21 protein-coding genes and 2 pseudogenes are annotated in these 24,188 nt (G+C 70.0%); 18 read left to right on the top strand and 5 right to left on the bottom strand.

Features of this window, described 5'->3' with window-relative positions:
• Positions 1–17: 17 nt before the first annotated feature.
• The 7 genes and pseudogenes from HAV39_RS17700 to HAV39_RS17670 all read left to right on the top strand — a co-directional run bounded on the left by HAV39_RS17700 (position 18) and on the right by HAV39_RS17670 (position 11,009).
• Positions 18–1,280, top strand: a complete 1,263-nt coding sequence (locus tag HAV39_RS17700; RefSeq protein ID WP_191840317.1) for an ABC transporter substrate-binding protein — start codon at positions 18–20, stop codon at positions 1,278–1,280.
• A gap of 6 nt (positions 1,281–1,286) precedes the next feature.
• On the top strand, positions 1,287–2,264 hold the full coding sequence (locus HAV39_RS17695; protein ID WP_191840316.1) for a carbohydrate ABC transporter permease: 978 nt from the start codon (positions 1,287–1,289) through the stop codon (positions 2,262–2,264).
• Positions 2,257–3,090, top strand: a complete 834-nt coding sequence (locus HAV39_RS17690; RefSeq protein WP_191840315.1) for a carbohydrate ABC transporter permease — start codon at positions 2,257–2,259, stop codon at positions 3,088–3,090. The genes HAV39_RS17695 and HAV39_RS17690 overlap by 8 nt, the downstream gene beginning before the upstream one ends.
• A gap of 29 nt (positions 3,091–3,119) precedes the next feature.
• Positions 3,120–4,955 (top strand): spherulation-specific family 4 protein, encoded by a 1,836-nt coding sequence (locus HAV39_RS17685; protein WP_191840314.1) that lies wholly within the window; start codon positions 3,120–3,122, stop codon positions 4,953–4,955.
• Positions 4,956–4,981: 26 nt separating this feature from the next.
• A complete protein-coding gene (locus HAV39_RS17680; protein ID WP_191840313.1) occupies positions 4,982–8,578 on the top strand; it encodes a fibronectin type III domain-containing protein in 3,597 nt (1,198 codons plus the stop codon).
• Positions 8,579–8,644: 66 nt separating this feature from the next.
• Positions 8,645–9,130 (top strand): annotated as a pseudogene (locus tag HAV39_RS42720) (SigE family RNA polymerase sigma factor); the annotation flags it as partial.
• 1,249 nt (positions 9,131–10,379) lie between these two features.
• Entirely contained in the window at positions 10,380–11,009 is a 630-nt protein-coding gene (locus tag HAV39_RS17670) for a GNAT family N-acetyltransferase (protein ID WP_191840312.1), read from the top strand.
• A gap of 5 nt (positions 11,010–11,014) precedes the next feature.
• On the opposite strand, the gene HAV39_RS17665 is transcribed toward HAV39_RS17670, so the two are convergent.
• Complete coding sequence (locus HAV39_RS17665) at positions 11,015–11,911, bottom strand: phosphotransferase (protein ID WP_191840311.1); 897 nt, start codon at positions 11,909–11,911, stop codon at positions 11,015–11,017.
• Positions 11,912–12,040: 129 nt separating this feature from the next.
• Here HAV39_RS17665 and HAV39_RS17660 point away from each other — a divergent pair, with 129 nt between their 5' ends.
• Positions 12,041–12,718 (top strand): ribonuclease FAU-1 family protein, encoded by a 678-nt coding sequence (locus HAV39_RS17660; RefSeq protein WP_191840310.1) that lies wholly within the window; start codon positions 12,041–12,043, stop codon positions 12,716–12,718.
• Positions 12,719–12,773: 55 nt separating this feature from the next.
• On the opposite strand, the gene HAV39_RS17655 is transcribed toward HAV39_RS17660, so the two are convergent.
• Complete coding sequence (locus HAV39_RS17655; RefSeq protein ID WP_191840309.1) at positions 12,774–13,385, bottom strand: HAD family hydrolase; 612 nt, start codon at positions 13,383–13,385, stop codon at positions 12,774–12,776.
• Positions 13,386–13,501: 116 nt separating this feature from the next.
• On the opposite strand from HAV39_RS17655, the gene HAV39_RS17650 reads away from it, so the two are divergent.
• Both HAV39_RS17650 and lepB read left to right on the top strand, forming a co-directional pair.
• Positions 13,502–14,245, top strand: a complete 744-nt coding sequence (locus tag HAV39_RS17650; protein ID WP_191840308.1) for an SDR family oxidoreductase — start codon at positions 13,502–13,504, stop codon at positions 14,243–14,245.
• Between the two features lie 96 nt (positions 14,246–14,341).
• Positions 14,342–14,998 carry a signal peptidase I gene (gene lepB, locus HAV39_RS17645; RefSeq protein WP_191840307.1) on the top strand — a complete coding sequence of 219 codons (657 nt, stop codon included), beginning with the start codon at positions 14,342–14,344 and terminating at the stop codon, positions 14,996–14,998.
• 49 nt (positions 14,999–15,047) lie between these two features.
• Here the strand turns inward: lepB and HAV39_RS17640 are convergent, their stop codons facing one another.
• Positions 15,048–15,506, bottom strand: coding sequence for a nuclear transport factor 2 family protein (locus HAV39_RS17640; RefSeq protein ID WP_191840306.1), 459 nt, complete (start codon positions 15,504–15,506; stop codon positions 15,048–15,050).
• Between the two features lie 152 nt (positions 15,507–15,658).
• Positions 15,659–16,747, bottom strand: a complete 1,089-nt coding sequence (locus HAV39_RS17635) for a hypothetical protein (protein ID WP_191840305.1) — start codon at positions 16,745–16,747, stop codon at positions 15,659–15,661.
• A gap of 161 nt (positions 16,748–16,908) precedes the next feature.
• Between HAV39_RS17635 and HAV39_RS42250 the strand changes: the two genes are divergently transcribed.
• From HAV39_RS42250 to HAV39_RS17600, 7 genes are all read left to right on the top strand, one after another.
• Positions 16,909–19,428, top strand: a complete 2,520-nt coding sequence (locus HAV39_RS42250) for a type II secretion system protein GspG (protein WP_203736391.1) — start codon at positions 16,909–16,911, stop codon at positions 19,426–19,428.
• Between the two features lie 15 nt (positions 19,429–19,443).
• On the top strand, positions 19,444–21,369 hold the full coding sequence (locus tag HAV39_RS17625; RefSeq protein ID WP_191840304.1) for a hypothetical protein: 1,926 nt from the start codon (positions 19,444–19,446) through the stop codon (positions 21,367–21,369).
• 67 nt (positions 21,370–21,436) lie between these two features.
• Positions 21,437–21,667 (top strand): hypothetical protein, encoded by a 231-nt coding sequence (locus HAV39_RS17620; RefSeq protein ID WP_191840303.1) that lies wholly within the window; start codon positions 21,437–21,439, stop codon positions 21,665–21,667.
• A gap of 242 nt (positions 21,668–21,909) precedes the next feature.
• Positions 21,910–22,491, top strand: coding sequence for an HAD-IC family P-type ATPase (locus HAV39_RS17615; protein WP_239120750.1), 582 nt, complete (start codon positions 21,910–21,912; stop codon positions 22,489–22,491).
• Between the two features lie 89 nt (positions 22,492–22,580).
• Positions 22,581–22,907: a PadR family transcriptional regulator gene (locus HAV39_RS17610; RefSeq protein WP_191840302.1), complete on the top strand. Its 327-nt coding sequence runs from the start codon at positions 22,581–22,583 to the stop codon at positions 22,905–22,907.
• Positions 22,904–23,260, top strand: a complete 357-nt coding sequence (locus HAV39_RS17605; RefSeq protein ID WP_191840301.1) for a DUF1048 domain-containing protein — start codon at positions 22,904–22,906, stop codon at positions 23,258–23,260. Before HAV39_RS17610 ends, HAV39_RS17605 begins: the two co-directional genes overlap by 4 nt.
• A gap of 1 nt (position 23,261) precedes the next feature.
• Complete coding sequence (locus tag HAV39_RS17600) at positions 23,262–23,588, top strand: DUF1048 domain-containing protein (RefSeq protein WP_191840300.1); 327 nt, start codon at positions 23,262–23,264, stop codon at positions 23,586–23,588.
• 51 nt (positions 23,589–23,639) lie between these two features.
• Here HAV39_RS17600 and HAV39_RS17595 read toward each other — a convergent pair whose 3' ends face one another.
• Positions 23,640–23,870: a hypothetical protein gene (locus HAV39_RS17595; RefSeq protein WP_191840299.1), complete on the bottom strand. Its 231-nt coding sequence runs from the start codon at positions 23,868–23,870 to the stop codon at positions 23,640–23,642.
• A gap of 182 nt (positions 23,871–24,052) precedes the next feature.
• Here HAV39_RS17595 and HAV39_RS17590 point away from each other — a divergent pair.
• Positions 24,053–24,188 (top strand): annotated as a pseudogene (locus HAV39_RS17590) (ABC transporter ATP-binding protein); the annotation flags it as partial.

The following is a 24,188-nucleotide window of genomic DNA, read 5'->3' as shown; positions in this document are numbered from 1 at the left end:
CGAGAAGGGTTCCTCAGATGTGGAAAGCAGTGCGGGTTGGCGCCGCCGCGGTTCTGGCCGCAGCGCTCGCCGTGACCGCCGCGGGTTGCGGGAGCGACGAGCCCGCCGCCAGTGACGAGAAGGTCACCCTGTCGTATGCGGTGTGGGACAAGAACCAGGTCCCGGTGATGGAGGAGATCGCCGCCGCCTTCACCAAGGACCACCCGAACATCACGATCAACGTCCAGCTCACCCCGTGGGCCGACTACTGGACCAAGCTGCGGGCCGCCGTCACCGGCGGCGCGGCGCCGGACGTCTTCTGGATGAACGGCGTCAACTTCCAGCTCTACGCCGACAACGGCGTGATCATGCCGCTGGCCGACAAGATCGACCAGGCCAAGCTCGACCTGACCGTCTACCCGAAGGCGCTGGTCGACCTCTACACCTTCGAGGGCAAGGTCTACGGGCTGCCGAAGGACTTCGACACCGTCGGGGTCTGGTACAACAAGGAACTCTTCGACGCCGCCGGGGTGAAGTACCCCGCCGACGGCTGGACCTGGGTCGACTTCAAGGCCGCCGCGGCGAAGCTGAGCAACCCGGCCAAGGGCGTCTACGCCGTCGGCGCCAACCTCGCCGGCCAGGAGTACTACTACAACACCATCTACCAGGCCGGCGGCAACGTGATCTCCGCCGACGGCAGGAAGTCCGGCTTCGACGACCCGGCCACCATCGAGGGCCTGCGCTTCTGGACCGACCTCATCAAGAACAAGCAGTCGCCGGACCTCAAGACGATGACCGACACCGCCCCGCTGAACCTCTTCGAGTCGGGCAAGCTCGCCATGTACTGGGGCGGCTCCTGGAACGTGTCCGAGTTCGGCAAGAACGAGTACACCAAGACCCGGGTCGACGCGGCCCCGCTGCCGACCGGCGTCAAGCAGGCCACCATCATCCACGGCCTGGCCAACGTGGTCTCGGCCAAGACGAAGGCCCCCGCGCAGGCGTGGGAGTTCGTGAAGTTCCTCGGTTCCAAGCCGGCCGCCGACATCCTCGGCAAGAAGGGCCCCATCCCGGCGTACACCGGCACCCAGGACGCCTGGCTGGCCGCGAACGCCCAGTTCAAGGGCAAGGTCTTCCTCGACGCGGTGAGCTACGCGGTGCCCTACCCGGTGTCGCGCAACACCGCGGCCTGGAACGACGAGGAGTTCAAGCAGCTCACCAAGGCGTACACCGGTGAGGTGACCGTCGAGGCGGCCGCCAAGGAACTCGCCACGCAGATGAACGCCCTGCTGGCGAAGGAGTAGCACCGCATGACAGCAACCGTGACGGGCACCGCGGACGACGTCCGCACCGCGGTGCCCGCCCCGGTGCCCGCCCGGCGGCGACGTCGCCGGCGGCACCGGGGAGCCGAAGCCGCCTGGGCCTACCTGCTCATCGCGCCGACCGGGCTCGGCCTGGCCGTGTTCTACCTGTGGCCGGTGCTGCAGACCGGCTACTTCTCCTTCACCGAGTGGGGCCCGTTCGGCGGGCACGAATGGGTCGGGCTGGACAACTACCGCACCCTGGCCGCCGACGACGAGGTGCTGACCTCGCTGCGCAACACCGTCGCGTACACGCTGCTCGGGCTGCTCGGCATCCCGCTGGCGGTGATGTTCGCGGCCCTGCTCAACCGGCCCCGGCTGCGCGGCGTGTCGGCGTACCGGGCGCTGTTCTTCCTGCCCGTGGTCACCATGCCGGTGGCCGTGGCGATGGTCTGGCGCTGGCTCTACAACGGCGACTACGGCCTGATCAACTACCTGCTGTCGCTGGTCGGCGTCGAGGGCCCGCACTGGATCGCCGACCCCGCGACCGCCCTGTACGCGCTGGTCGCCGTCGGGATCTGGACCAGCCTCGGCTACAACATCGTCATCTTCCTGGCCGGCATGCAGGCGATCCCGCGCGAGTACTACGAGGCCGCGTCGATCGACGGGGCCGGGGCGCTGGCGCAGTTCCGCCGGATCACGCTGCCGCTGCTGTCGCCGTCGCTGTTCTTCGTGTCGGTGCTGTCGGTCATCGGCTCGCTGCAGCTGTTCGACCTGGTGTACGTGATGGGCGGCAGCGGCCAGTCGGCACGGGCCAACCCGGCCTTCCCGCGTATCCAGACCGTCGTGCACCTGTTCTACGACAAGGCGTTCTACACCAACGACCGGGGCTACGCCGCCGCCATCGTGATGGCGCTGCTGGTGCTCATCGTGATCCTGACGGCGATCCAGTTCCGGCTGCAGAAACGGTGGGTGCACTATGGCTGAGCGTCCCGCGGCGGCCCGTGGCGGCCGCACCGCGACCCACGTCACGCTGCTGATCGGCGCGGCGGTCATGGTCGGCCCGTTCCTGTGGCAGTTCCTGACCTCGCTGAAGACCCTCAGCAACGCCACGAAGGTGCCGCCCACCTTCACCCCCGACTGGCGCTGGTCCAACTACGGCGACGTGTTCGAGCTGCTGCCCTTCGGCCACCAGATCCTCAACACCGTGCTGATGACCGCCGCCCGCACCGCCGGGCAGCTGCTGTTCTGCTCCATGGCCGCGTACGCGTTCGCTCGGCTGCGCTTCCCCGGCCGCGGCCTGCTGTTCGGGATCTTCCTGTCGGTGCTGATGGTGCCGCCGCCGCTGTTCGTCATCCCGCAGTACGAGATCATGGCCGACCTGGGCTGGCTCAACAGCCTGACCGCGCTCATCGTGCCCGGCCTGTTCTCCGCGTTCGGCGTGTTCCTGCTCCGGCAGTTCTTCCTCGGCCTGCCCAAGGAACTCGACGAGGCGGCCCGCCTCGACGGCGCCGGACCGCTGCGCATCTACTGGTCGGTCATGCTGCCGCTGGCCAAACCCGGCCTGCTCGCACTCGGCATCCTGACCGTGCTGTGGTCCTGGAACGACCTGTTCTGGCCGCTGATCGTCAACACCGACCCCGAGCAGATGACCCTGTCGGCGGGCCTGGCCTCGCTGCAGGGCCAGTTCCAGACCGACTACCCGGTGCTCATGGCCGGATCCCTGCTCGCCTCGCTGCCCGTCATCGTGCTGTTCACCGTGATGCAGCGCCACTTCATCCAAGGCATCGCCTTCAGCGGCAACAAGGGCTGAACCTACGACCCCAGATCGGAGACACGACCATGCTGCACCGGCATGGCCGCGGACGCCTGCACCTCCGGGCGGCGGCCGTACTCGTCACACTGCTCACCGTCGCCTCAGCCGCGGCACCAGCGCAGGCCGCCGTCAGCCCGCCGGACGGCATCGCGCAGCAGCTCGCGGTGCCCGCGTACTTCTACCCGGGCGGCGACGGCGCCGCCCTCTGGCAGCAGCTGAACACCCCGGGCGTCGGGATCGCGGTCGCGAACCCGTTCTCCGGCCCCGGCAAGACCCGCGACCCCAACTACGCCGCCGCCATAAGCGCCGCCAAGACCGCGGGCGTACGCGTGCTCGGCTACGTCGCCACGGGCTATCTCGGCACCACCGGCCGCGCGACCAGGCTCAACGAGACCACCCCGGCCGCCTGGGCGGCACAGGTCCAGCAGGACATCGCCACCTGGTACCGCCTCTACGGCGCCGACGGGCTCGGCGGGATCTTCTTCGACGAGGTGCAGAACGTCTGCGGCCCGCAGGACACCTACGTCGACACCTACCGGATGCTCGACCGGCACGCCAAGCGCGCCAACTCCGGCGCGTTCACCGTCATCAACCCCGGTATCGACACCGAGCCCTGCTACGCCGACGCCGCCGACGTGATCCTCACCTTCGAGGGCACCTACGAGACCTACCTCGGCTGGCAGCCGCCGACCTGGCACCGCGCGCTCGACCCGCGCAGGCTGTGGCACCTGGTGCACGCCACCGACACCACCGCCCGGCTCGCCGACGCGGTCGCGCTGAGCAAGCAACGCAACGCCGGCTACCTGTACGTCACCCCGGACGTGCTGGCCAACCCGTGGGATTCGCTGCCACCGCAGGACTACTGGACGCAGCAGCTCGCCGACGCGTCCGCCGATGGCGGCGACACGGCCGCGCCGCGCGTGTTCGGCACGCCGTTCCCGGTCCGGACCGGTTCGACCGACGCCGTCGTCGCGTGGCTGCCCGCCGCCGACCCGCACGGCCGGGTCACCGGCTACGACGTGCATGTCGACGGCGTGCGGGTGGCGGGGTCGGCCGGTGCGCTGCCGGTCGCCACGCTGCACGGACTCAGCCCGAACCGGACCTACCGGATCACGGTCACCGCGCACGACGCGGCGGGCAACGTCTCCGCGCCGGGCCGCGCGCTGAGCCTGACCACGGCGCGAGCCGACGCGTCAGCGCCTGCCGCGCCCGCGGGGCTGCACGCCGCCGAGACCAAGGTCGCCAGCGTGCGGCTGGCCTGGGCCGCCTCGGCGGAGCCGGACCTCGCAAGCTATGACGTGGAGGTCGACGGGCAGCCGCTGCTGTCGCTGCCGTCGTCGCTGGTCACGCAGGGGACCACGGTCACCGTGCCGGTCAGCGGGCTGGAGCCGGGCACGGCGTACACGTTCACGGCGTACGCCCGCGATCGCAGCGGGAACCGCTCGGCCGCCGCCGGGCCGCTGACCGTCAGCACGACGGCGCCCTCCGGCGACCCGATCAGCGACGCGTCCGGCGCCATCGGCACCGCCGACGTCACCTACCAGGCGCAGTACAACCTGCCGTTCGACTTCCACCACCTGTTCATCGACGTCGACAACGACGCGAGCACCGGCTTCGCGACCGCGGGCATCGGCGCGGACCTGCTCATCGAGAACGCCTGGTTCTACCGCCACACCGGCACCGGCTGGAGCTGGGCTCCCGTCGACGGGCCGAGCCCGCTCGTGTCCAGCGACGACGACCGCTACGTCTGGCGGGTGCCCGCCGACGTGCTCGGCGGCCTGCCCGTCGGGCCGCACCGGGTGGTGTTCCACGGCTCCGGCAGCTCGCCGGAGACCTACACCGCAGTGATCACCGTCAGCTGATCCCTTTCCCCCGAAGCGAGGTGCACATGAACGACACAGCTCATCCGCACCGCACCACTTCATCGACGCGCCGCGTCCGGGCCAGGCTGCTGGCCGGGGCCTTGGCCGCCGCCACCGCGCTGACCGCCGGGATCGTCGCCGTCACGGCGGCCCCGGCGGCCGCGGCCGGCTTCGAGATCGGCCGGACCCCGTTCTACGGCAAGGTCCCCACGCTCGGCGCGAACAGCCGCACCGCGTTCTGGTACGGCGCGCTCGACCAGACGAAAGTCAACCAGCTCAAGGCGTACGACCTGGTGGTCCTGGAACCCACCCTGCGCGTGCTGAACGTGACCGCCGACCACTTCTACTTCGAGTCGGTCACCTCCGCGCAGGTCCAGGAGATCAAACGCGGCGTCGACGGGGTGCTCGGCAGCGCAGACGACGCGATCGTGCTCGGCTACCTGTCGGTCGGCGAGATGCTGCCGACGATCATCCCCGGGCACAGCGGGCACATGACCATCCAGAAGGGCATCGACCTGGGCCTGCTCCCGGCGGGCTACAGCGGCCCGTCGGGTCCGCTGCACGGCCCGAACCCGTGGAACTACAACGCCTCCGGCTCCTACCTCAACGTCGAGGGCGGCGCGACCCCGGACGGCACCTACGAGGACGGCTACGCCAACTACGCGGGAACCTCCGTCGGTGCCAACTACTCCTCCTGGGGCAACCGCCTGACCTGGCGCAACAACGGCGTCATGCCCTGGTATCTCGACCAGCAGGGCACCTGGGTCAACGACAGCCGCTACCTGTACGGCGGCTACTGGAAGGACGGCGACGGCACCGTAGACGTCAACCCGACCTACGGCGGCGGCTACATCAACGGCGGCGACCCGGCCTGGCAGAAGTTCGTCACGTACCAGGTCGACAAGATCGTGCACGACGGCGACTACGACGGGGTCTTCCTGGACACCGTGGACACCCCCGACCCGGTCGGGGGCGCGGGTCCGGGCATCTCCTGGGGACCGCGCGGCAACTTCGGCTTCACCGCGGGCGGCATGGTTGACCTGGTGGAGAAGATCAAGGCGGTCGACCCGAGCAAGGTCGTCGCGTCGAACCGGGGCTACTGGTACTTCAACCCCGACGAGGGCACCTCGCAGTTCGCCTCCCGGTACCGGCACGCGATCAACATCTTCGTGACCGAGTCCTGGTACTACAACACGTACATCCCGGGCTTCTACGACACCAGCCCCGGGTTCGAGGCCAACTGGAACACCAACCCGGCCTCGCCGACCTACCGCAGCCGCGACAACTTCGGCGGCTTCTGGAAGGAGTACGTCAACGCCCAGGCCAACCAGGCCGACGGCTTCAACGTCGCGATCATCGACTTCCGGGTGCCGACCGCGAGCACCCAGAAGTGGATGAACGAGGTCGTCGTCAACGCCGGGTACCTCGGCTACGACGTCTCCGGCGCGAACCACTTCAACTCCGCGGTCTACGACGACGCCAAGAACTGGCTCGACGCCCAGGGCCGGGCCGCGCCCAGCCAGACCGGAGCCCACCCGACGGACCTCTACGGCGGTTTCGTCGCCGACGGGACCGTGGGGGAGTGGTCCGCCGAGACGCCGATCTTCAGCGATCCGGCGGGCGCGAACGCCAAGGGCATCACCAAGGTGTACGTGAAGTTCGTCGGCGACCGGTTCTTCATGATGGTCGAGGCGAAGCAGACGATCAGCCTCGCCCAGGAGATGATCTACTTCGACTACGACAAGGACGGGCCGTCCGGCTGGCAGCCGTCCTGGCCGACCTCACCCGACTCGCGCCTCTACCTGGAGAACCTGAACCAGGCCTACCTGCTGCCGCACGGCGGGGCGGGCCAGGGCGACGTGTTCAAGTTCAGCAGCCCCAGCTCACCGACCAACCGCGGCTGGCCGGTGCGGGTCGTGCAGTCGGGCACCCGGGCCGAGTTCGAGTTCGACCGCGACTACGTCTTCCCGGCCTCGATGGCGGGCACCGAGGTGTGGACGTGGCTGCGGGTGGCCAACTTCGGCGGGTCGTCGGTGAGGTTCACCGTGCCCGGCGGCGGCACGCCACCGTCGCCGTCCCCGGCACCGTCCAGCTCGCCGCCCCCGGCGCAGCCGCCGGTGCTCTCGAACGTGCAGTACGCGAACGTGACCAGCACCGGCGCGACGGTCACCTGGACCACGGACGTGGCGTCCACGTCGGTCGTGGATTACGGCACGACGACGTCCTACGGGTCGACGGCGACGGGTGCGAGCAACGTGACCAGCCACTCGGTGACGTTGTCGGGGCTGTCGCCGGGCACGGCGTACCAGTTCCGGGCCCGTTCGGTCTCGGCCGGGGGCACCACGAACAGCGCCAACGGCACGTTCACCACGGCCTCGTCCGGCGGCGGTTCCTACCCGGCGATCACCGTCGACGGGTCCGTCGGCGACTGGGGGAGCATCACTCCGGCGATGACCGGCAGCACCACCGTGCAGTCGGTGTCGGTGGCCAACAACGCCACCAACCTCTACCTGCTCACCCGGGGCACCGGGCTCAACGTGTTCGGGCAGTTCTTCCTGAACACCGACAACGACCCCGCCACCGGGTACAACGCCACCGGCTGGAGCAACCCGTCCGGCGCGGACCACATGCTGGAGAACGGCAACCTGTACCGGCACGCCGGCGGTGGCTGGGCCTGGACGTCGCTCGGCGCGGTCACCTTCGTGCGCAACGACACCGCCGTCGAGGCGGCGATCCCGCTGTCCACGCTCGGCTTGACCCCCGGCGGGCAGCTGCGGGCGGGCTACCTGAAGAACAACTCCAGCACCGACCGGCTCCCCGCCGCGAGTGGCACGTTCCCGGTGGTGACCCTGCTCAACGGGTCCGACGGCGGGGGCGGCGCGCCGGTGATCTCGAACGTGCAGTACGCCAACGTGACCAGCACCGGCGCGACGGTCACCTGGACGACGGACGTGGCGTCGACGTCGGTGGTGGAGTACGGCGCTTCCACCGCCTACGGCTCGACGGCGACGGGTGCGAGCAATGTGACCAGCCACTCGGTGACGTTGTCGGGGCTGTCGCCGGGCACGGCGTACCAGTTCCGGGTCCGCTCGGTCTCGGCCGGTGGCACCACCAACGGCTCCAACGGCACGTTCACCACGGCGTCGTCCGGTGGCGGTTATCCGGCGATCACGGTCGACGGCTCGGCCGGTGACTGGGCGAGCGTGACGCCGGTGCTGTCCGGCGGCACCGGCGTGCAGTCGGTGTCGGTCACCAACAACGGCACCACGCTCTACCTGTGCGTCAAGGGCACCGGCCTGAACGTGCTCGGCCAGTTCTTCCTCAACACCGACAACAACACCGGCACCGGCTACAACGCCGCCGGCTGGACCAACCCGTCCGGCGGCGACTACATGCTGGAGAACGCCAACCTGTACGACCACGGCGGCAGTGGCTGGTCCTGGACCCCGCTGGGCGCGATGACCTTCATCCGCAACGACACCGTCATCGAGGCCGCCGTCCCCCTGTCCACCCTGGGCCTCGCCCCTGGCGCCCAGTTCCGCCTGGGCTATATCAAGAACAACACCACCGACCGCCTCCCCGCGGCAAGCGGCACCTTCCCTGCCGCCACGCTGCTGAGCTGACCTCGGAACAGCGGGTGCCGATCTGATCGGCACCCGCTGTGGGGACCCCAACCTCTCGTGAGGCGGCTGCGTTCTGGTGGTTGGAGGTGTCCCTTGAACAGGTACGAGGGTTTTCAGGAGTTCGTCGTCGCGCGGGGCGGCGCTCTGTCGCGCACGGCTTTCCTGCTGACCGGCGAGCATCACGCGGCCGAGGATCTGGTGCAGTCCGCACTGGCCAAGGCCGCGACCCGGTGGCGGCAGATCCGCGACGGCGGCCAGCCGGAAGCCTATGTGCGCCGCATCATGATCAATGAGCAGATCTCCTGGTGGCGCCGCCGGCCCGCCCGGCCGGTCGCGGAGGTCCCCGACCGGGCCGGTCCGGACAGTGGGCAGCGGGTGCTGGACCGGATGGTGCTCGATCGCGCGCTGGACCAGCTGTCGCCGCGCCAGCGCGCCACGGTGGTGCTGCGCTTCTACGAGGATCTGTCCGAAGCCGACACCGCTTCGGCGCTGGACTGCTCGGTCGGTGCGGTCAAGCGCTACACCCACGACGCCCTGGCCAGGCTGCGCGAATCCCTGCCCATGCTGGCCGAACACGCCGGGCAGTACGCCGACGCCGGCGCGGCGGTCGCGAAGGCCAAGCGCCGCCGGACCAGCCGGATCGCCGCCACGGCGGCAGCGAGCCTGGCGCTGGTGGCGGCAGTGCTGGCAGTCCTCGTGCCGGGCTCGTCCGGATCGGGTCCCGTGCCGCCGTTGAACACCCCGTCGCCGTCGCCGTCGCCATACGTCCCGTCGGAGCCGGCGCCGCTGCCCGTCGGTCTCACCGACCGCAGCGCGCAGGCCCAGCCGCTGCCGCGCGACCGGGCCATCGGCCGCGCGATGCTGCTGCTGGAGGTGCACGAAGGCGGCGACGGCTACATCGTGGCGGTCGACGGCACCTGGTGGCGGAGCCCGAAGGCGGACTCCGGCGCGTACACCCTGTCGCCGGACGGGCGCTGGCTGGCCCGCAAGGACAAGGACCGGGTCGTGGTGCGCGACCTGACCGGCACCACCGAGCACGCGCTGCCCGCGGCGACCGGGCTCATGTGGGCGCCTTCCGGCGGCTGGCTGTACGGGATGAACCAGCACGGCGCCGGGTGGTTGGTGTCGCCGGGAACCTGGTCACCGCGAGAGGTCGCCGAGGACAGGGGGTCCGTCCTGGCGGTGACCGACGCGGGCGAGCTGCTGTGCACCGACGTCGGCACCGGCCGGACCCGGTTGACGCTGCGGATCGTCTCGCCGGCGACCGGCGGGGTGCGGCACATCGCCGTCGACACGGCCGCTCAGCTCGGGGTGAACGAGAGGCTGGCCCAGGTGCCTGTGGCCGACGTCCTGGGCGGGTTCGTGACCGAGATCGAGGCGGCGGCCGGCGGGATCGCCGCAGTCGAGTTCCTCCGCCACGACCCACGGCAGGACTGGGTCAGGCAGGCCACGGGAATCATCGAGTTCTCCCTGGCCGACGGGCGCGTGCTGCGGCGCGTCGACCTGATCGGCGAGGACGGGCGCCAGGGTGACGTGCTGTGCTACCGCGACGGCGGCATGCTCTGGACCGATCGCCGCACGCTCCACGGAGTACGGGCCGGAACCACGAAGCCGTACGCGATCATGCCGCTGTCGTACCCGCAATGGGTTTACGAATTCGCCGGGTGCGGGGCCATCGCCGTGCCCGCCCGACACCGGTGACCTCAGGCCGGGCCGCCCGCTCGGGTGGCCCGGCCGCTGACCGGGTGACCTGCGACAAATCGGTTTGCGCCGTCGGCGCGGTCATGTGACCGTATGCCGCATGGCCCAACCGATCTTGCGCACCGAGCGTCTGCTGCTGGTCCCCCTCGCGGACCGGCACCTCGAACGGGAAGTCCAGCTCGACGCCGACCCGGAGGTGCTTCGCTACATCTTCGGCCGGGCGCGGTCCAGGGACGAGGTGGTCGCCTCCCATGCGCAGCGGATGGCCCTGGCCGGAAAGGTGGACGGCCTGGGCTACTGGATGGCGTTCGGGTCTGCCGACGCCGCGCGCGGCTCGACGCCACCGGCAAGTGAGGACGAGGGCGAGTTCATCGGGCTCATGATGCTCCCGCCGGCGCACGGCCCCGACCAGCCCGACGACCCGACCGTCACCGACCTGGGTTACCGCCTCGTCCGTCGGCACTGGAGGAAAGGCCTGGCCAGCGAGGCATCCCGCGCCCTGCTGCGGCACGCCTTCGACGACATCGGGCAGAGCCGGGTGATCGCGCAGACCATGGCCGTGAACGCCGGGTCCCGGGGCGTGATGCAGGCCGTCGGCATGCGCTACGTGCGCACCTTCTTCCCGTCCTGGGACGACCCGCTGCCGGGAGCGGACCTGGGTGAGGTCGAGTACGAGATGACCCGCGAGATGTGGGCGGCGCGTTCGGCAACTGTGCTCCGCACCGACTGAGTGGGTCAGCGCGGGCCGACACCCAGTTCGCCGAGCCGTGCGGTCAGGTCGTCGACCCACCGGGCAGGTGTACGGCCGTCCGGCAGCGCGACCCCGGCCGCACACCGCCACAGCGCGTCGCCGAGCACGCTGCGCACGTGCCACGCCATCACCCGTTCGAGGTCGAGCAGGCGTCCCGACTCGCGCTCGTAGTGCGCAGCGGTTGCACGCAGCAGTTCGACGCCCGGACCGAGGCCGGGTAGCAGCCGCAGGTCGTACTCGGGCTCGGCCCACCCGGCGGTCTCGAAGTCGACCACCAGCCGCAGGTCACCGCCGGCCCAGACCTGGTTGTCACCGTGCAGGTCGCTGTGACAGGGCACCGGCGGCCGTGGCGAGGCGAGGGTGGCGTCGATCCAGCCGTACCAGCGCGTGTCGACCGGCATCCAGTGGCCGAGCCGCTCCCGCAGGACCGCCGTCGGTGCCGGGTGCTGCGGTCCGTCGTACGCGTCGAGCAGGCCTGGTACGCGTACGTGGTGCAGGGCCGCGAGAAACGCGGCGAGCTGCGCACCGGTCCGGTCGACGTCCATGGTGTCGGCGACGGCGAACAGGGAGTCGCCGCCCTCCTTCCGGGTGACGAGCAGGACGGGGTCGACGCTCGCCACGACGACCTGCGGGATACACGGCACCTCACCGGTCAGCGCGGCCAGGATCTCCATTTCGTACCCCACCCGCCGCGCGGCCGGCTCGGACCATGCGAACTTCACGACGTAGGCGTCGTCCAGCAACGCGCTCGACGCCTGCCACAACGGCTCGTCCCGGCCGGCGACATCGCGCATGGACAGCGGCAGGCCGGCGAGGTCGGGGGCCGCCGCACGCAACGCGTCACGCAACGCGGCCGACGAAGGGTCGGACAACCAGCGCATGGTCGCCATGAGACCACACCGACTGCTCGCCCAGGGGGTGCCACCGGGGTCGCCGAGCCGCTCGGCGCCTTGGAGGTGGGCGAGCATGAGTCCGGTGACTATTAGCCCTTGATTGCGTATCGTGCCCGAATGATCTATGAGCGGGGGCAGACGATCGTCCGCCGGCACCTGCACCCGGACGGCCGGGTCGGCTCGGTGCTGTGCGGCCGGGTCGTCAGCGACGACGAACACGGGCTGGCGCTGTGGATCGAGACGGGCTCACAGACCATGCGCCGGCTTGACAGTGCCGGCCGACCGACCCGGGAGTTGTCGCTGCTCACGTCGCTGCGGATGACGACGATGCTCAGCCTGGGCACTTGGCAGCCTTTCCGGACTCTGATGTTGATGCCGCCCGGCGCGGCCCACTCCATCTGGTGGGGCTGGCGACCCGACGGCGGTTTCGAGGGCTGGTATGTCAACCTGGAGCGTCCGATCACCCGGTGGGCCGGCGGGGTCGACGTCCACGACCAGGAACTCGACTTGCTGGTCTATCCGGACGGCAGGTGGTCCTGGAAGGACGAGGACGCCTTCGCCGAATGCACCGGCGATCCGGCGTTCTGGGATGAAGTCGAGGCCGCCGGTGTCCGGGTCGAGGGTGAACGGCTGCTTGCTCTGGCCCGTGCCGGGGCCGCGCCCTTCGACGGCCGCTGGGTGGACTTCGAGCCGGATCCGGCGTGGCGACCGACGCCGATGCCGCACTGGTGGGACCTGCCCGCGGACGCGACCTGCTGGGGTCCGGAGTACTTCCAGCCGGGAGAGTGTGCTTGAGCAGGGTCACCCAGCCGCCATGCAGGCGATCATGGTTCATGCCCGCGAGTCGGAGTCAGTCGTCGAGCACGTGATATCTCTCCAGTTCGTTGGCGAGCTGCTGTGCGTGCTGATAACGCACCGCAGATAGTCCCGCCTGGAGCGCGCCGGCGACGTTGGTGTCCGAGTCGTCGATGAAGAGCACCTGGGAGGGTTCGGCCTTCATGATCGACAGAGCCTTGCGGAATGACTCCGCCGCCGGTTTGACGGCGTGGATCTCAGCGGAGAACACGATGTCGTCGAAGCGGTCGGCGAAGTCCGGGCGGGCACTGAGCAGCGCCTCGCGCAGGAGCAGGTCGTTGTTGGTGAGTATGGCGGTGCGGTGACGCACCGCTGTGCGGCCGACCAGTTCGAGAACCTCCTCGTCCACCGGGAAGGAGGCGAGCCAGGCGGGCTCCAGTTCGGATCTGTCCATCGGTCGGCCCAGCCTTGCGCCGATCTCGGAGACGATTTCCTCGGCGTTCCGTTGCCCCAGCTCGGTCTCGCCGATGAAGCCGCTTCCATAGAGGATCCGGTGAACGTCCGCGGGTGTCCGGCCGCTGATCCGTGAGAGTTCCTGGAGCCGCCGTTCCGGCCGGTAGCGGCAGACCACGCCGCCGAGGTCGAAGACTACGGTGCTCATGGCCATGGGCTAGGACGATAACACCGTCCCCGTTCGTGGTACGCCTCCTTCAAGGCATTCGCCGAGAATGCGCGGTCTGGATCCCGCCAGACGTACACCGCCGGGTGCTTCAGGCTTGCTTCATGAACAGAGTTCTTGACGGAAAAGTGGCACTGGTGACGGGTGGCAGTCGGGGCATCGGCGCGGCGGTCGCCTTGCGCCTCGCCGGGGACGGCGCTGATGTGGCGCTGACGTACCAGCAGAATGCCGACCGGGCGGCCCAGGTGGTCGAGCAGGTCAAGGCTGCGGGCCGCCGCGCGCTGGCCGTCCGCGCCGACAGCGCCGACGCGGCCGCGCTGACGGCGGCGGTGGACCGGGTCGTCGCCGAGTTCGGGCGGCTCGACATCCTCGTCAACAACGCCGGGATCTACCTCACCGGGCCGGTCGAGGACCTCGGACTGGCCGAGTTCGACCGCACCGTCGCCGTCAACGTCCGCGCGCCGTTCGTCGCGGCGAAGGCGGCGGCCGGCCACATGGTCGACGGCGGCCGGATCATCAACATCGGCAGCAACATGGCGCAGCGGGCGGCGTTTCCCGGCCACTGCCTGTATGCGATGAGCAAGACGGCCCTCATCGGCCTCACCAAGGGACTCGGCCGCGACCTGGGGCCACGCGGTATCACCGTGAACCTGGTCCACCCCGGTCCGACCGACACCGACGCGAATCCCGCCGACGGCCCGTACGCCGAAACGATCAGGGGTTTCACCGCCCTCGGACGCTACGGCGCGCCCGCCGACATCGCGGCGGCGGTCGCCTTCCTCGCCCGCGCGGACAGCGGCTACGTCACCGGCGCGACGATCGACGCCGACGGCGGTTTCGCGATCTGACACGGGTCACCGCCGGGGTGACGGGTCGACAGCGCTGGCTGCGGCCAAGCCGCGTTCGGCCGCCCATCCCATCACCGCGACGCCGAGGACGGCATCATGACCGAACCATGGTTGCGACGCGTCGCTCGGCGCACGCTCATCCTCGGGGTACGCGGACGCGGCGCACGCGGCAGCGAATGGGGCGAGGCGGTCATCGGCGAGTTCGAGGAGACCACGGGCTCGTGGGATGCGGTGCGATGGACGCTGAGTGGCCTGCGGGCGACCCGGCGTGCGACGCACGTCCCCGAGTGGGTCCGTATCCGGCGACGTGCTGTCGTGGCCGTGGTCGCGCTCGCGGTCATCGGTGTGCCGGTCAACGCCTATGCGGCGGGCGTCGCCTTGAACCCGTCGGGGGCGATGGCTCCCGCCCTGCAGCCTGGGGACCGCATTCTCGTGGACAAGCTGAGCTTCCGCTGGACCGGCCTCGACCATGGCGACATCGTGGTGATCACTGTCGAGGACGACACGTGGATCAAGCGGGTCATCGGGTTGCCCGGTGACGTGGTCGAGTGCCGCGCCGGTGCCGTCTTTCGCAACGGGTCCAAGATCGATGAGGATTACCTGCACGTTCGCGGTCTCCGCGGTGACCGGTCGCGCGCTGACCCGCATGTGGCCCGTCTGGCCGACGGACTGAGCACAGTCGAGGGCAGCATTCGTGGCCGGCGTGGGACATGCTCCGCGCCGGTCTCGCCTTGTCCAGGACGGCAGCCGTGACCGTGCAGACCCGCCGGGGCTGGTCCTGCGTCGGATCGGCCGCCACGACCTACCGGATCGGCTGCTCCTTGCCGTGATCCTCGGGCGGCCGCGGCCCGAAGATGGTCCGCTCCGACTCGGCGATCGGAACGTCGTTGATGCTGGCCTCGCGGCGGCGCATCAGGCCGTGTTCGTCGAACTCCCACAGCTCGTTGCCGTAGCTGCGCCACCACTGCCCGGCGGCATCGTGGCACTCGTACTGGAAGCGCACCGCGATCCGGTCGCCGTCGAACGTCCACAGGTTCTTGCGCAGCGCGTAGTCCAGCTCGCGGGCCCACTTGCCGGTCAGGAACTCGATGATCGCCGGGCGCCCGGTGAGGAACATGTCCCGGTTGCGCCACACGGAGTCCTCGGTGTACGCCAGCGCGACACGTTCCGGGTCGCGGGTGTTCCAGGCGTCCTCAGCCGCCTGCACCTTCGTCAGCGCGCTGGCGCGGTCGAACGGCGGCAGCGGCGGCTTGTCTGCCATGGTGAGCCTCCTGAACACGGCACGCGGCGAGTGCGGGTCCGTCGCCGCCAGCCGTCGTCGCTGCTCACGGCGCTTCCGAACCACTGTGGCACGGCGACCGGTCCGCCGGAGCCGTTCCGGCGTGATCGACGCGTCACGGCACTCTCGCGCGGTCAGTGCGCGGCGCTCGCAGTGGGAACCGTGGCGCGCAGCGCGGTGATCCCGGCCAGCAGCTCGTCGCGCCGGTCGAGCGGCATCATCCAGTCCGGCAGGTCGACCTGGTACGCGGGCAGGTAGGCCCCGCCGTCGGCCAGGCGTACGCGGGCACGCAGGTGCTGCTCGATCGCGTCCAGGTGGCCGGGGCCGTACGCCCACAGCCGGCCACCGGCGCAGGGCTGCTGCAGCCACAGCGGCAGGCGGAACACCGGATCGTGCACCTCGCTGCCGTCGCGGCGGTTGCCGTGCAGGAACTCGGGCCGCAGCGCCGCCGTGTACGGGCAGTGCGCGCAGGTCACCCGCCACACCTGCCGGTTGTCGTCGGGCGCGGGGCACCCGGCTTCCGCCGGTCCGGCGCACCGGGGGCAGCGCACCAGGGTCGGCACGCGCCCTTCGCGGACCAGGGGCAGGATCGCGGGGGACCGTTCCGCCGGCTCCTCGACCAGCCCGAGCTCCTGCAGGTAGTCCCGCCACTGGCACGGCTTCGGCTCCGGCAGGATCCGCTTGCCGACCACCCAGGTCAGGTAGCCGGCGCGCAGGCGTACCCCCTCGTCGGCGTGCTCGCCCAGCTCCCGCAGCCCGTCGCGCAGCCGGTCGTCGACCAGCACCCGGGCCAGCCGGGCGTACCGCTCGTCGCCGAGCCGGTGCGGCCGGGCCGCCACCAGCAGCACGAGGTCGGCCAGCACCGTCCGGATCCAGCCGGGCAACTCGTCGACGTGCTGGTGGAAGGTCCGCAGCAGGCTCTTCTTCGTGGGCCAGGACTTGGCGTGCCAGGCCCACTCGTGCGGGAACCGCACCTCCCAGTCCAGGTAGAGCAGCCGGTAGCGCACGGCACGCGGTAGTCGTGCCAGCCCCGGGCGGGACCCGATCCACAGCCCGTCGGGCAGCAGCCTGCGGCTCGCCTCCTCGTGCTGCTGCCGGGTGCCGGCGGCGGCACGAGCCAGGCGGAGCCCGTCCAGTCGCAGGTGCGCGGCATCGCGCCGGGCGGGGTCCTCGCTGATCAGGTCCCAGGCCCAGCCGAACCGCTCATCCCAGTCGTCGGCCACCCGGGCACTCGACCATGGAATGCCCTGTCAGGCAAGGGACAGCCGGGTGGCATCCGGATGCCTCCGCCGGGTGGTCCTTCTGTCGCACAGGCGATGGATGGTGCGCGGATCGGCCGTCGACCGCACACCATGTGCGTACACCTGACCGGCGGGAGTGCGGCATGGATCTGGTCAACAGCAAGCGGGTGCTGCTCACCGCGAGCTACGTCACCGTCGAGCTGACCGAGCAGGAGCGCGGTCACGCCGCCCGCGTGCCTGGCCGCGCCCTGGAGAAGCTCAGCTTCGTACGCCAGCTCAAGGCTTCGCCCGAGGACGTCGCGTGGCTGGAGGGCATGGCCGAGTCGCACGGCGAGCAGTCCGTACGGGACGGGATGGCGTCGCTGGCCCGCCTCCTGCGCGGCCTGGACGACGACGGCCGCCGGTTCGGCATCGCGCGCGAGGCGGCGACGGTGCCGGCCGCGGCGATCGAACGGTTTGCCGAGCAGCTGGTCGAGCGGCGCGGCGGCGGGTTCACCTCCCTGGTGGCGCGGGTGTTCGCGCGCCGGGTGAGCGCGTCGCCGGTCGGCACGCTGCACCTGGAGCGGCTGGAGATGTACCCGGCCGGCATCGAACAGGGTGAGCTGGTCTTCACCGTGCCGATGACGCCCATGGAGACGGTGACCATCTCCCACAAGGAGTGGTCGACCTCCAGCGAGGAGTACGAGAACATCGTCTCGGACTACTTCGAGACGTACAGCGAGCGCGGCGTCGCCGAGAAGACCGACGCGTCGATGTCGGCGGAGAACGAGCGGCGGCATTCGAGCGCGTTCGACTTCGGCGCCTCGTACACGGGTTCGGGCGCGGGCGTGTCGATGACCGTCGCCGTGGGGTTGAAGAACGCGACGGAGACCCGCGAGTCCGTCAAGCAGAGCGCGCAGCGTTCCCGGGAGATCACCGAGAAGGCGTCGGCGCGGGCACGGCAGGAGCACAAGGTCTCGGTGAAGCTCGCGACCCGGCAGGGGGTCGAGGACAGTTCGCTGCGCACGCTGACGAACCCGTACGAGGACCGCGCGATCCGGGTCGACTACTTCCGCATGATGCGCAAGTGGCGCACCGACCTGTTCCGGTACGGGATGCGGCTGACGTTCGACCTCGCGGTGCCCAATCCCGGCGCGCGGCTGTGGGCGCAGTACCGCCGGCTGGCCGAGCTGGACCGCCAGATCGCCGAGCCGTTCGTCGTCAAGCTCGCGCCGTACGAGATCACCGACAAGACCTGGCGCAACCTCGAACGCACCCACCAGATCACGCTCGACCCTCCGCCGAAGCCGGAGGAGCCGAAGACCGTCAAGGTGGACCTCGAAGCGGGCAAGGGCGCGATCATCGAGTTCGTGCCACCACCGGGCTACCGGGTCCAGCCGACGGTCACCTGCATCCTGAGCTACTGGGGCGGCTTCGACAGCGAGCCGCTGCTCAACATCTCCGACGAGAACTGGCGCGCCAAGCGCAGGAAGCTCCCGAACGCCGGCAGCGGTTCCGGCGACGGCGTGTACGAGATCAGCCTGGACACCTTCGGTGGCGACGACCGCCGCACCCTCCAGCTGATCGCCGGCGCGGGCACTGAGCTCAAGGCCAGCTTCCGCTACACGGTGAAGCTCTCCCCGGAGCACTTCGAGGCGTGGCAGCACCAGTGCTGGACCGCGCTGCGGGAGGCGCAGGCCGTGGCGCACCGGGAGCGGGCGGCCCGGCTGCAGGAGGAACGGGACCGGCTGTGGCGCCGGCTCGCCGGCTCCGACACGCTGTCGCTGCGCCGGCTGGAGCGCGAGGAGCTCGTGCGATGCACGCTGCTGTGGCTGCTCGGCGCGGACTTCGACGCGGCGCCCGACGACGTCGGCGAGGTGGTGCAGCGGCTGCTGCGCTTCGAGACGGACGACCTGGCCGACGACGGGCTGTTCGGTGTCGCGGGCGGCGCGGCGACGCGGCGGCTGAGCCAGTCCGAGTGGCTGACCGCGTCCGGCTTCGGCGACCTGGTGAAGTTCCTGCACCATGCCGTCGAGTGGGAGAACCTGCTCCACTTCCTGTACCCGTACTTCTGGGGCTCCGACGACCTCGGCCGCGAGAAGATGCTGTTCGACCACCCCGATCCGGCGCACCGCGACTTCCTGCGGGCCGGCTACGTCCGCGTGGTGATCCCGGTGCGGCCGGGTTTCGAGCACGACCTGATCCAGCTGCTCGACACCGGCGTGTTCGGGGGCGCCGGCAACTCGCCGTACCTGACCCTCGGCGAGGAGGTCGCGGCATTCGGGCGCACCAACTACACCGGCATCCCGCCGGCCAATCCCGAGCTGCATGCGCGTCCGCTGCTGTACCCGCAGCAGCGCCAGACGTGGGACACGATGCAGCGGGTGGTGCGCGAAGTCGAGGCCTATCACGAGGCGAACGGCCGGTACCCGGCGCAGCTGTCGGAGCTGCCGATTCCCGGGCCGTTCACCGACGCCTGGGGCCGCGAGCTGGTGTACCGGCTGCCGGGTTCCGGCAACGACTACGACCTCGTCTCGTACGGCGCCGACGGGCAGGAGGGCGGCACGGGCCTGGACGCGGACATCTCCGCGGCGGCGGGCGCCTCGCTCGTGGCGAGCTGGTTCGACTACTCGCCGACGAGTGGGCTGGACATCAGCATCGACGTCAAACCAGCGGCTGCCTGACGGCGCACGACGAAGATGGCCGAGTTCGAGTTCCTGCACACCCCGGGCGAGCTGGTGGAGCGCTACGGAGCGATGCTGCTCGGCTTCGAGGTCGAGTGGCCCATCATCGAGGACTACCTCGAAGTCACCGGCGGCGCGTTGGAGTTCCATCCGAAGCGCGGCTACCGCAGCGACTGGTCCGACGAGCTGAGCCGGCGAAGCTACATCGAGATCCTGGTCGAGTGGCTCGGCATCAGCGAGAGCCGGTTGCAGGCCGACGCCAGGGTCAAGGGGAGGCTGCGCTGGCCCGACATCCTGACCTTCAAGGGTGCGCGGGTGCCGCCCGCTGTCGTCAACGGGGTGGACAAGCGCGACAGGTTCGAGTTCTACGACATCAAGCCCTGCAGTGACACCGGCCGCATCGCCGGCGACGAGAAGATAGCCGACTGCGGCAGGACCTACGCCAGCTACAAGATGCCGTTCAAGCCGGGGACCGTGTACCCCGACCGGAACCCCAAGATCCTCAAGCTGCGCTGGAGCCGGGCCTTCGAGGCGGTGCTGCGCATCGGGATGGCCAGGAACGGCCTCAAGACCGCCAAGGTCGAGCTGGAGGTGTCGCGGGAGAAGCCCGGCATCCTGCTGTACCGGTTCAAGTTCACGTTCGAGTCGTACTCGGCGAAGAGGCTCACCCGGCAGATGGCGGAGAAGCTGGCCGAAGGCCTGATGATGGCGCTCATGGGCTGCGCCGCCGAGGAGGCGCTCGAACTGGGGCTCGGCGTGGCCGTGGCGGCCGTGGGCACCGCGGCGGCGGCCGGCAGCGCCGCCCTGGGCACCGCCATGACCGTGGCGGAGGCCGCGTCGGAGGCGGCCGCGGCGGCGAGAGCGGCGGGGGAGGCCGCGGCGGAGGCGGCCAGGGCCGCGAAGGCGGCGGCCGAGTACGCGGCGGAGACCGCGCGGGCGGCGCGGGCGGCCGCGGAGGCGTTCCTGGACCGTATGCCGGAGTCGTCGATCCCGCACGTCCGGGTGGATGTCCCGGACGGCTTGCCGGAACTGTTGGAGCTGTCCGGCTCCTTCGAGGACGCGATGATCAGCCGCGGCCAGGGCATACCCGGCGAGGAGTACCTGGTCTGCTGCGACGAGGCGTATTTCCAGAACGTGGTGCTCGACCGGCGCTTCGCCGCGCAGGCCGCGGAGTTGCTGAAGGTGCAGGGCTACCAGCAGTGGAAGACGTACTCCGCGTACGCGGCGGGCCGGGCGGCCTGGAAGGCGCTGCCGGACCGCATCGAGCAGGTCGGTTGGCTGTTCGACCAGCACCGGGACCTGTTCCCGGCGCATGCGGCCATCGTCGACGTGCTGCGCAGGCTGGTCCGCGCCGACCCGTCGCAGAAGGTCTCCGTCACCAACGTCGTACTCGTCGCGAACGCCGCGCTCGTCGGCTACGCCGCGCCCGAACTCATCCGGAACACGTTCGTCCGCCAGCCGCGCGGCGGCCGGCACCCTGAGGAGCAGAACGGGATGTTCGCGATGCCCGAACGCCTGCTGTCGAAGAAGACCGGCGGGGCGAACGCGGCGGGCGCGGGCGCGCGCAGCGGGCAGCCGACCCGGGCCGACATCCTCAAGCGGCTGCTCACCGTGCCGGTCGAGCCGTCGCGGGTCCGGCAGCTCAACGACGCGCTGGGCGACGTCGCGCAGCTGCGGCGGGGCCTGCTCACCGGGACCGGCTTCACCCTCGCGACGGCGGTGCACGGCATCTACCGCGCCGGCCTGCCGACCCGGCCCGATGACAGGGACTTCGCCAGACCGCTGGTGCTGGAGGCGTCGCGCATGTTCGCGGTGCCGGCCGGGGCGAGGAGTTCGGGACTGAACAAGCTCGATCGGATCGACGTGGCGACGCACGTGGCCGGCACGCCCGGCACGACGCCCGTCCTGTGCCGGTATCTGGGCCGCCTGCGGGTCAGTTGAACGGGGCTGCCCGCTTCTGCGTGCGTATGGCCCACGCCGCAGACACCTCCTTCGGTAATCTGAGTCCATGACCACGGTCACGTCGAACGATGTGCGCGTGCTCGCCCGGTCCCGAGACGTCGATCCCGTCCTCGCCCTGGTCGGCGGCGAGATCGTGGTGGTCCCCAGGGCCGAGCTGGGGGAGGGCGGCAGGGTGCTGTGCACCCAGGAGACGCTGATTCGCGAGCTGGGCGGCGAGGTCGACGACATCGAGGCGCAGCTGTTCGCGGGGCGCTTGACCAGCCTGATCGGCGAGTGACGTCTGCCGCGGATCCGGTCGGGGTCACGCCTCGAAGTCGATGTGTCCGTACCCGAGGTTGCCGGCCTCGTCCGGCGCCTGCTCGGCGTCGGTGACCAGCGGCCGTCAGCGACGCCGGCTTCTTCGTCGGAGCTGAAGTCGTGCCCGACGGGCCTGCCCGGTCCGGCGAACGTGATCCGGGGATATCCCTCGACCTCGATGGCCAGGAACGGGTGCAGGTCGATCGACCGGGTGAGGCAGCCGTGCTGGTATATGTCGAGCGCCAGGTCCGCGCCGTACCAGCAGAGCAGGTACACGCGGGCGTGCGCACCGTCATGCTCACCGGCGACCAGCGCTCCACCGCCGAAGCCGTCGCCCGGCAGCTGGGCATCGACACTGTCATCGCCGAGGTTCTGCCCGCCGACAAAGCCGGTCACATCGCCGCCCTGCAGCAGGCCGGCGCGAAGGTCGCCATGGTCGGCGACGGTGTCAACGACGCACCCGCCCTGGCGCAGGCCGACATCGGCATCGCCATCGGCGCCGGCACCGACATCGCCGTCGAGACCGCCGACGTCGTGCTCATCCGCGACAACCCGGCCGACGTCGGCTACGCCCTGTCCATCGCCCGCGCCGTCCGCACCAAGATCAAGCAGAACCTGTTCTGGGCCGCGATCTACAACGTGCTGGCCATCCCGGTCGCGGCCGGGGTGCTCTACCCGAGCCTGGGGCTGGTGCTGCAGCCGCAGTGGGCCGCGCTGCTGATGGGCGCCTCAACGATCATCGTCACGTTCAACGCCCTGCTGCTGCGCCGCCACACCCCGCACCACCCTGGCGCGCCTTCCTAGGTATTAAGTGTTGCTAGGTACCGGTAGCTAGTGTTACGTTGTACCGGTACCTAGCAACACCGAGTAGCGAGTGGCGAAGGAGGGTCGCTTTGGACAATCTGACAGAGATGCTGAAGGGCACGCTGGAGGGTTGCGTTCTCGAAATCATCGGCGGCGAGGAGACCTACGGGTACGCCATCACGCGCCGGCTGAACGACCTGGGCTTCGCCGATGTCGTCGAGGGGACGGTCTACACCATCTTGCTCCGACTGGAGAAGAACGGGCTCGTCCAGGTGACGAAACGACCGTCGGAGGTGGGCCCGCCGCGCAAGTTCTACACGCTCAACGACGCCGGCCGCGAAGAGCTCGCGTCGTTCTGGGCGAAATGGAAATACGTCTCGTCACGCATCGACAGTCTTAAGGAGGGCGGCAGATGAGTTTCTGGGAGACCATCACCGGCAGCGATCTCACCAGAGAGTGGAAGGCGTTCGAGGTCCGGGCGCAAGCATTGCCGGCCGACTACCGGGCGGCGTGGGAACAGATCAAGGGCCACCTCTTCCCGTACGGCGATTTCACGGGTCGCAACCTGATGCCGATCCTCGACTCCGCCCTCGGGCTGCTGGAGGAGACGTCGGCGGACGGACAGAGCGTCCATGAGGTGCTCGGCGACGACATCCCCGGCTTCTGTGTGGCGCTGGCCGGCGGGGAGGGCGCCCGCACCTATCGGGACCGGTGGCGCGAGCAGTTGAACAGGAACGTCGCTAGGAAATTGGGCCGGCTAGGAGGCTGACGTGGGTATCCAGGACATCATCGAGGGCAAGAAGCAGTGGCGGGCGCACGTGGCCCGGGTCAAGGCACTCCCGCCGGACTACCAGATCGTCTACAAGGAGATGCAGAAGTACCTGTTCAAGGTCGGTCCGATCGACCTTGCTGACGGGCGTCTGCTGCCCGGAATCGTCGACTTCTTCGAAGGGGGCGCCGCCGACGGCAAGGGAGTGCTGGAGCTGATAGGCCCCGACGTCGCGGCCTTCTGCGACGACCTGATCAAGGACTCGCGCACCTACGCGGACGTCTACCAGGAGTCCATCGGCGTGAACCCCGGCGCGAACGGGAAGTAGCTTCCGCCCCGGTACTTCGAGCGAGTGCTCACACAGGCCGCCGGTCTGTTCCTAGGTGTCGGCGTCGAGTTCGGCCAGGATGTCCGCGGCATCCTGGTTGCCGGCCGCCGCCAAGCGCCGCAGTTCGTCGTAGTTCTCCTGCTCCGTTGCCGACTCGACCAGCTGGTCGAGTGCATCGGTGCTGCCCGCGTCGGCCAGCCGCCGCAGCAGGGCAAGGTCGCCGGTCTCCGCGGCCTGCTCGATCAACTGTGCGAGGTCGTCCGGACTGAGTGGGCTCTCCATGGCCTGACCTCCTGTTGGTGTGCCGGTCTGAGACGTCTGCGCGTCGTTTCCCTCGTTCATCAACTTACCACGACTACCCAACTACCTTGACAGCCACAGTAGTGCGACCTACGGTGTAACTCGTTACACGAGGTATGAGCGCGAACACGGTCCTGACCGTCGAATAAGGAGTGACCACCCCCATGAGCACGCCACCCCCCGCGATCCACGTCAGTGGACTGCGCAAGTCGTACGGCAAGCTGGAAGTCCTCAAGGGTGTGGACTTCAGCGTCGCGCCGGGCAGTATCTTCGCGTTGCTGGGTTCCAACGGCGCCGGTA

Source organism: Catellatospora chokoriensis (genome assembly GCF_011297315.1).
GTDB lineage: Bacteria > Actinomycetota > Actinomycetes > Mycobacteriales > Micromonosporaceae > Catellatospora > Catellatospora citrea.
This window is presented reverse-complemented; position numbering and strand designations above follow the sequence as displayed.

Excerpts from the sequence above, each read along its gene's own strand:
- HAV39_RS17685 (WP_191840314.1), top strand. The coding sequence starts at position 3,120 with ATGCTGCACCGGCATGGCCGCGGACGCCTGCACCTCCGGGCGGCGGCC.
- lepB (WP_191840307.1), top strand. The coding sequence starts at position 14,342 with ATGACCGAACCATGGTTGCGACGCGTCGCTCGGCGCACGCTCATCCTC.
- HAV39_RS17605 (WP_191840301.1), top strand. The coding sequence starts at position 22,904 with ATGAGTTTCTGGGAGACCATCACCGGCAGCGATCTCACCAGAGAGTGG.
- HAV39_RS17680 (WP_191840313.1), top strand. The coding sequence starts at position 4,982 with ATGAACGACACAGCTCATCCGCACCGCACCACTTCATCGACGCGCCGC.
- HAV39_RS17665 (WP_191840311.1), bottom strand. The coding sequence starts at position 11,911 with ATGCGCTGGTTGTCCGACCCTTCGTCGGCCGCGTTGCGTGACGCGTTG.
- HAV39_RS17660 (WP_191840310.1), top strand. The coding sequence starts at position 12,041 with ATGATCTATGAGCGGGGGCAGACGATCGTCCGCCGGCACCTGCACCCG.
- HAV39_RS17595 (WP_191840299.1), bottom strand. The coding sequence starts at position 23,870 with ATGGAGAGCCCACTCAGTCCGGACGACCTCGCACAGTTGATCGAGCAG.
- HAV39_RS17670 (WP_191840312.1), top strand. The coding sequence starts at position 10,380 with ATGGCCCAACCGATCTTGCGCACCGAGCGTCTGCTGCTGGTCCCCCTC.
- HAV39_RS17650 (WP_191840308.1), top strand. The coding sequence starts at position 13,502 with ATGAACAGAGTTCTTGACGGAAAAGTGGCACTGGTGACGGGTGGCAGT.
- HAV39_RS17640 (WP_191840306.1), bottom strand. The coding sequence starts at position 15,506 with ATGGCAGACAAGCCGCCGCTGCCGCCGTTCGACCGCGCCAGCGCGCTG.
- HAV39_RS17620 (WP_191840303.1), top strand. The coding sequence starts at position 21,437 with ATGACCACGGTCACGTCGAACGATGTGCGCGTGCTCGCCCGGTCCCGA.
- HAV39_RS17655 (WP_191840309.1), bottom strand. The coding sequence starts at position 13,385 with ATGGCCATGAGCACCGTAGTCTTCGACCTCGGCGGCGTGGTCTGCCGC.
- HAV39_RS17690 (WP_191840315.1), top strand. The coding sequence starts at position 2,257 with ATGGCTGAGCGTCCCGCGGCGGCCCGTGGCGGCCGCACCGCGACCCAC.
- HAV39_RS17700 (WP_191840317.1), top strand. The coding sequence starts at position 18 with ATGTGGAAAGCAGTGCGGGTTGGCGCCGCCGCGGTTCTGGCCGCAGCG.
- HAV39_RS42250 (WP_203736391.1), top strand. The coding sequence starts at position 16,909 with ATGGATCTGGTCAACAGCAAGCGGGTGCTGCTCACCGCGAGCTACGTC.
- HAV39_RS17695 (WP_191840316.1), top strand. The coding sequence starts at position 1,287 with ATGACAGCAACCGTGACGGGCACCGCGGACGACGTCCGCACCGCGGTG.
- HAV39_RS17625 (WP_191840304.1), top strand. The coding sequence starts at position 19,444 with ATGGCCGAGTTCGAGTTCCTGCACACCCCGGGCGAGCTGGTGGAGCGC.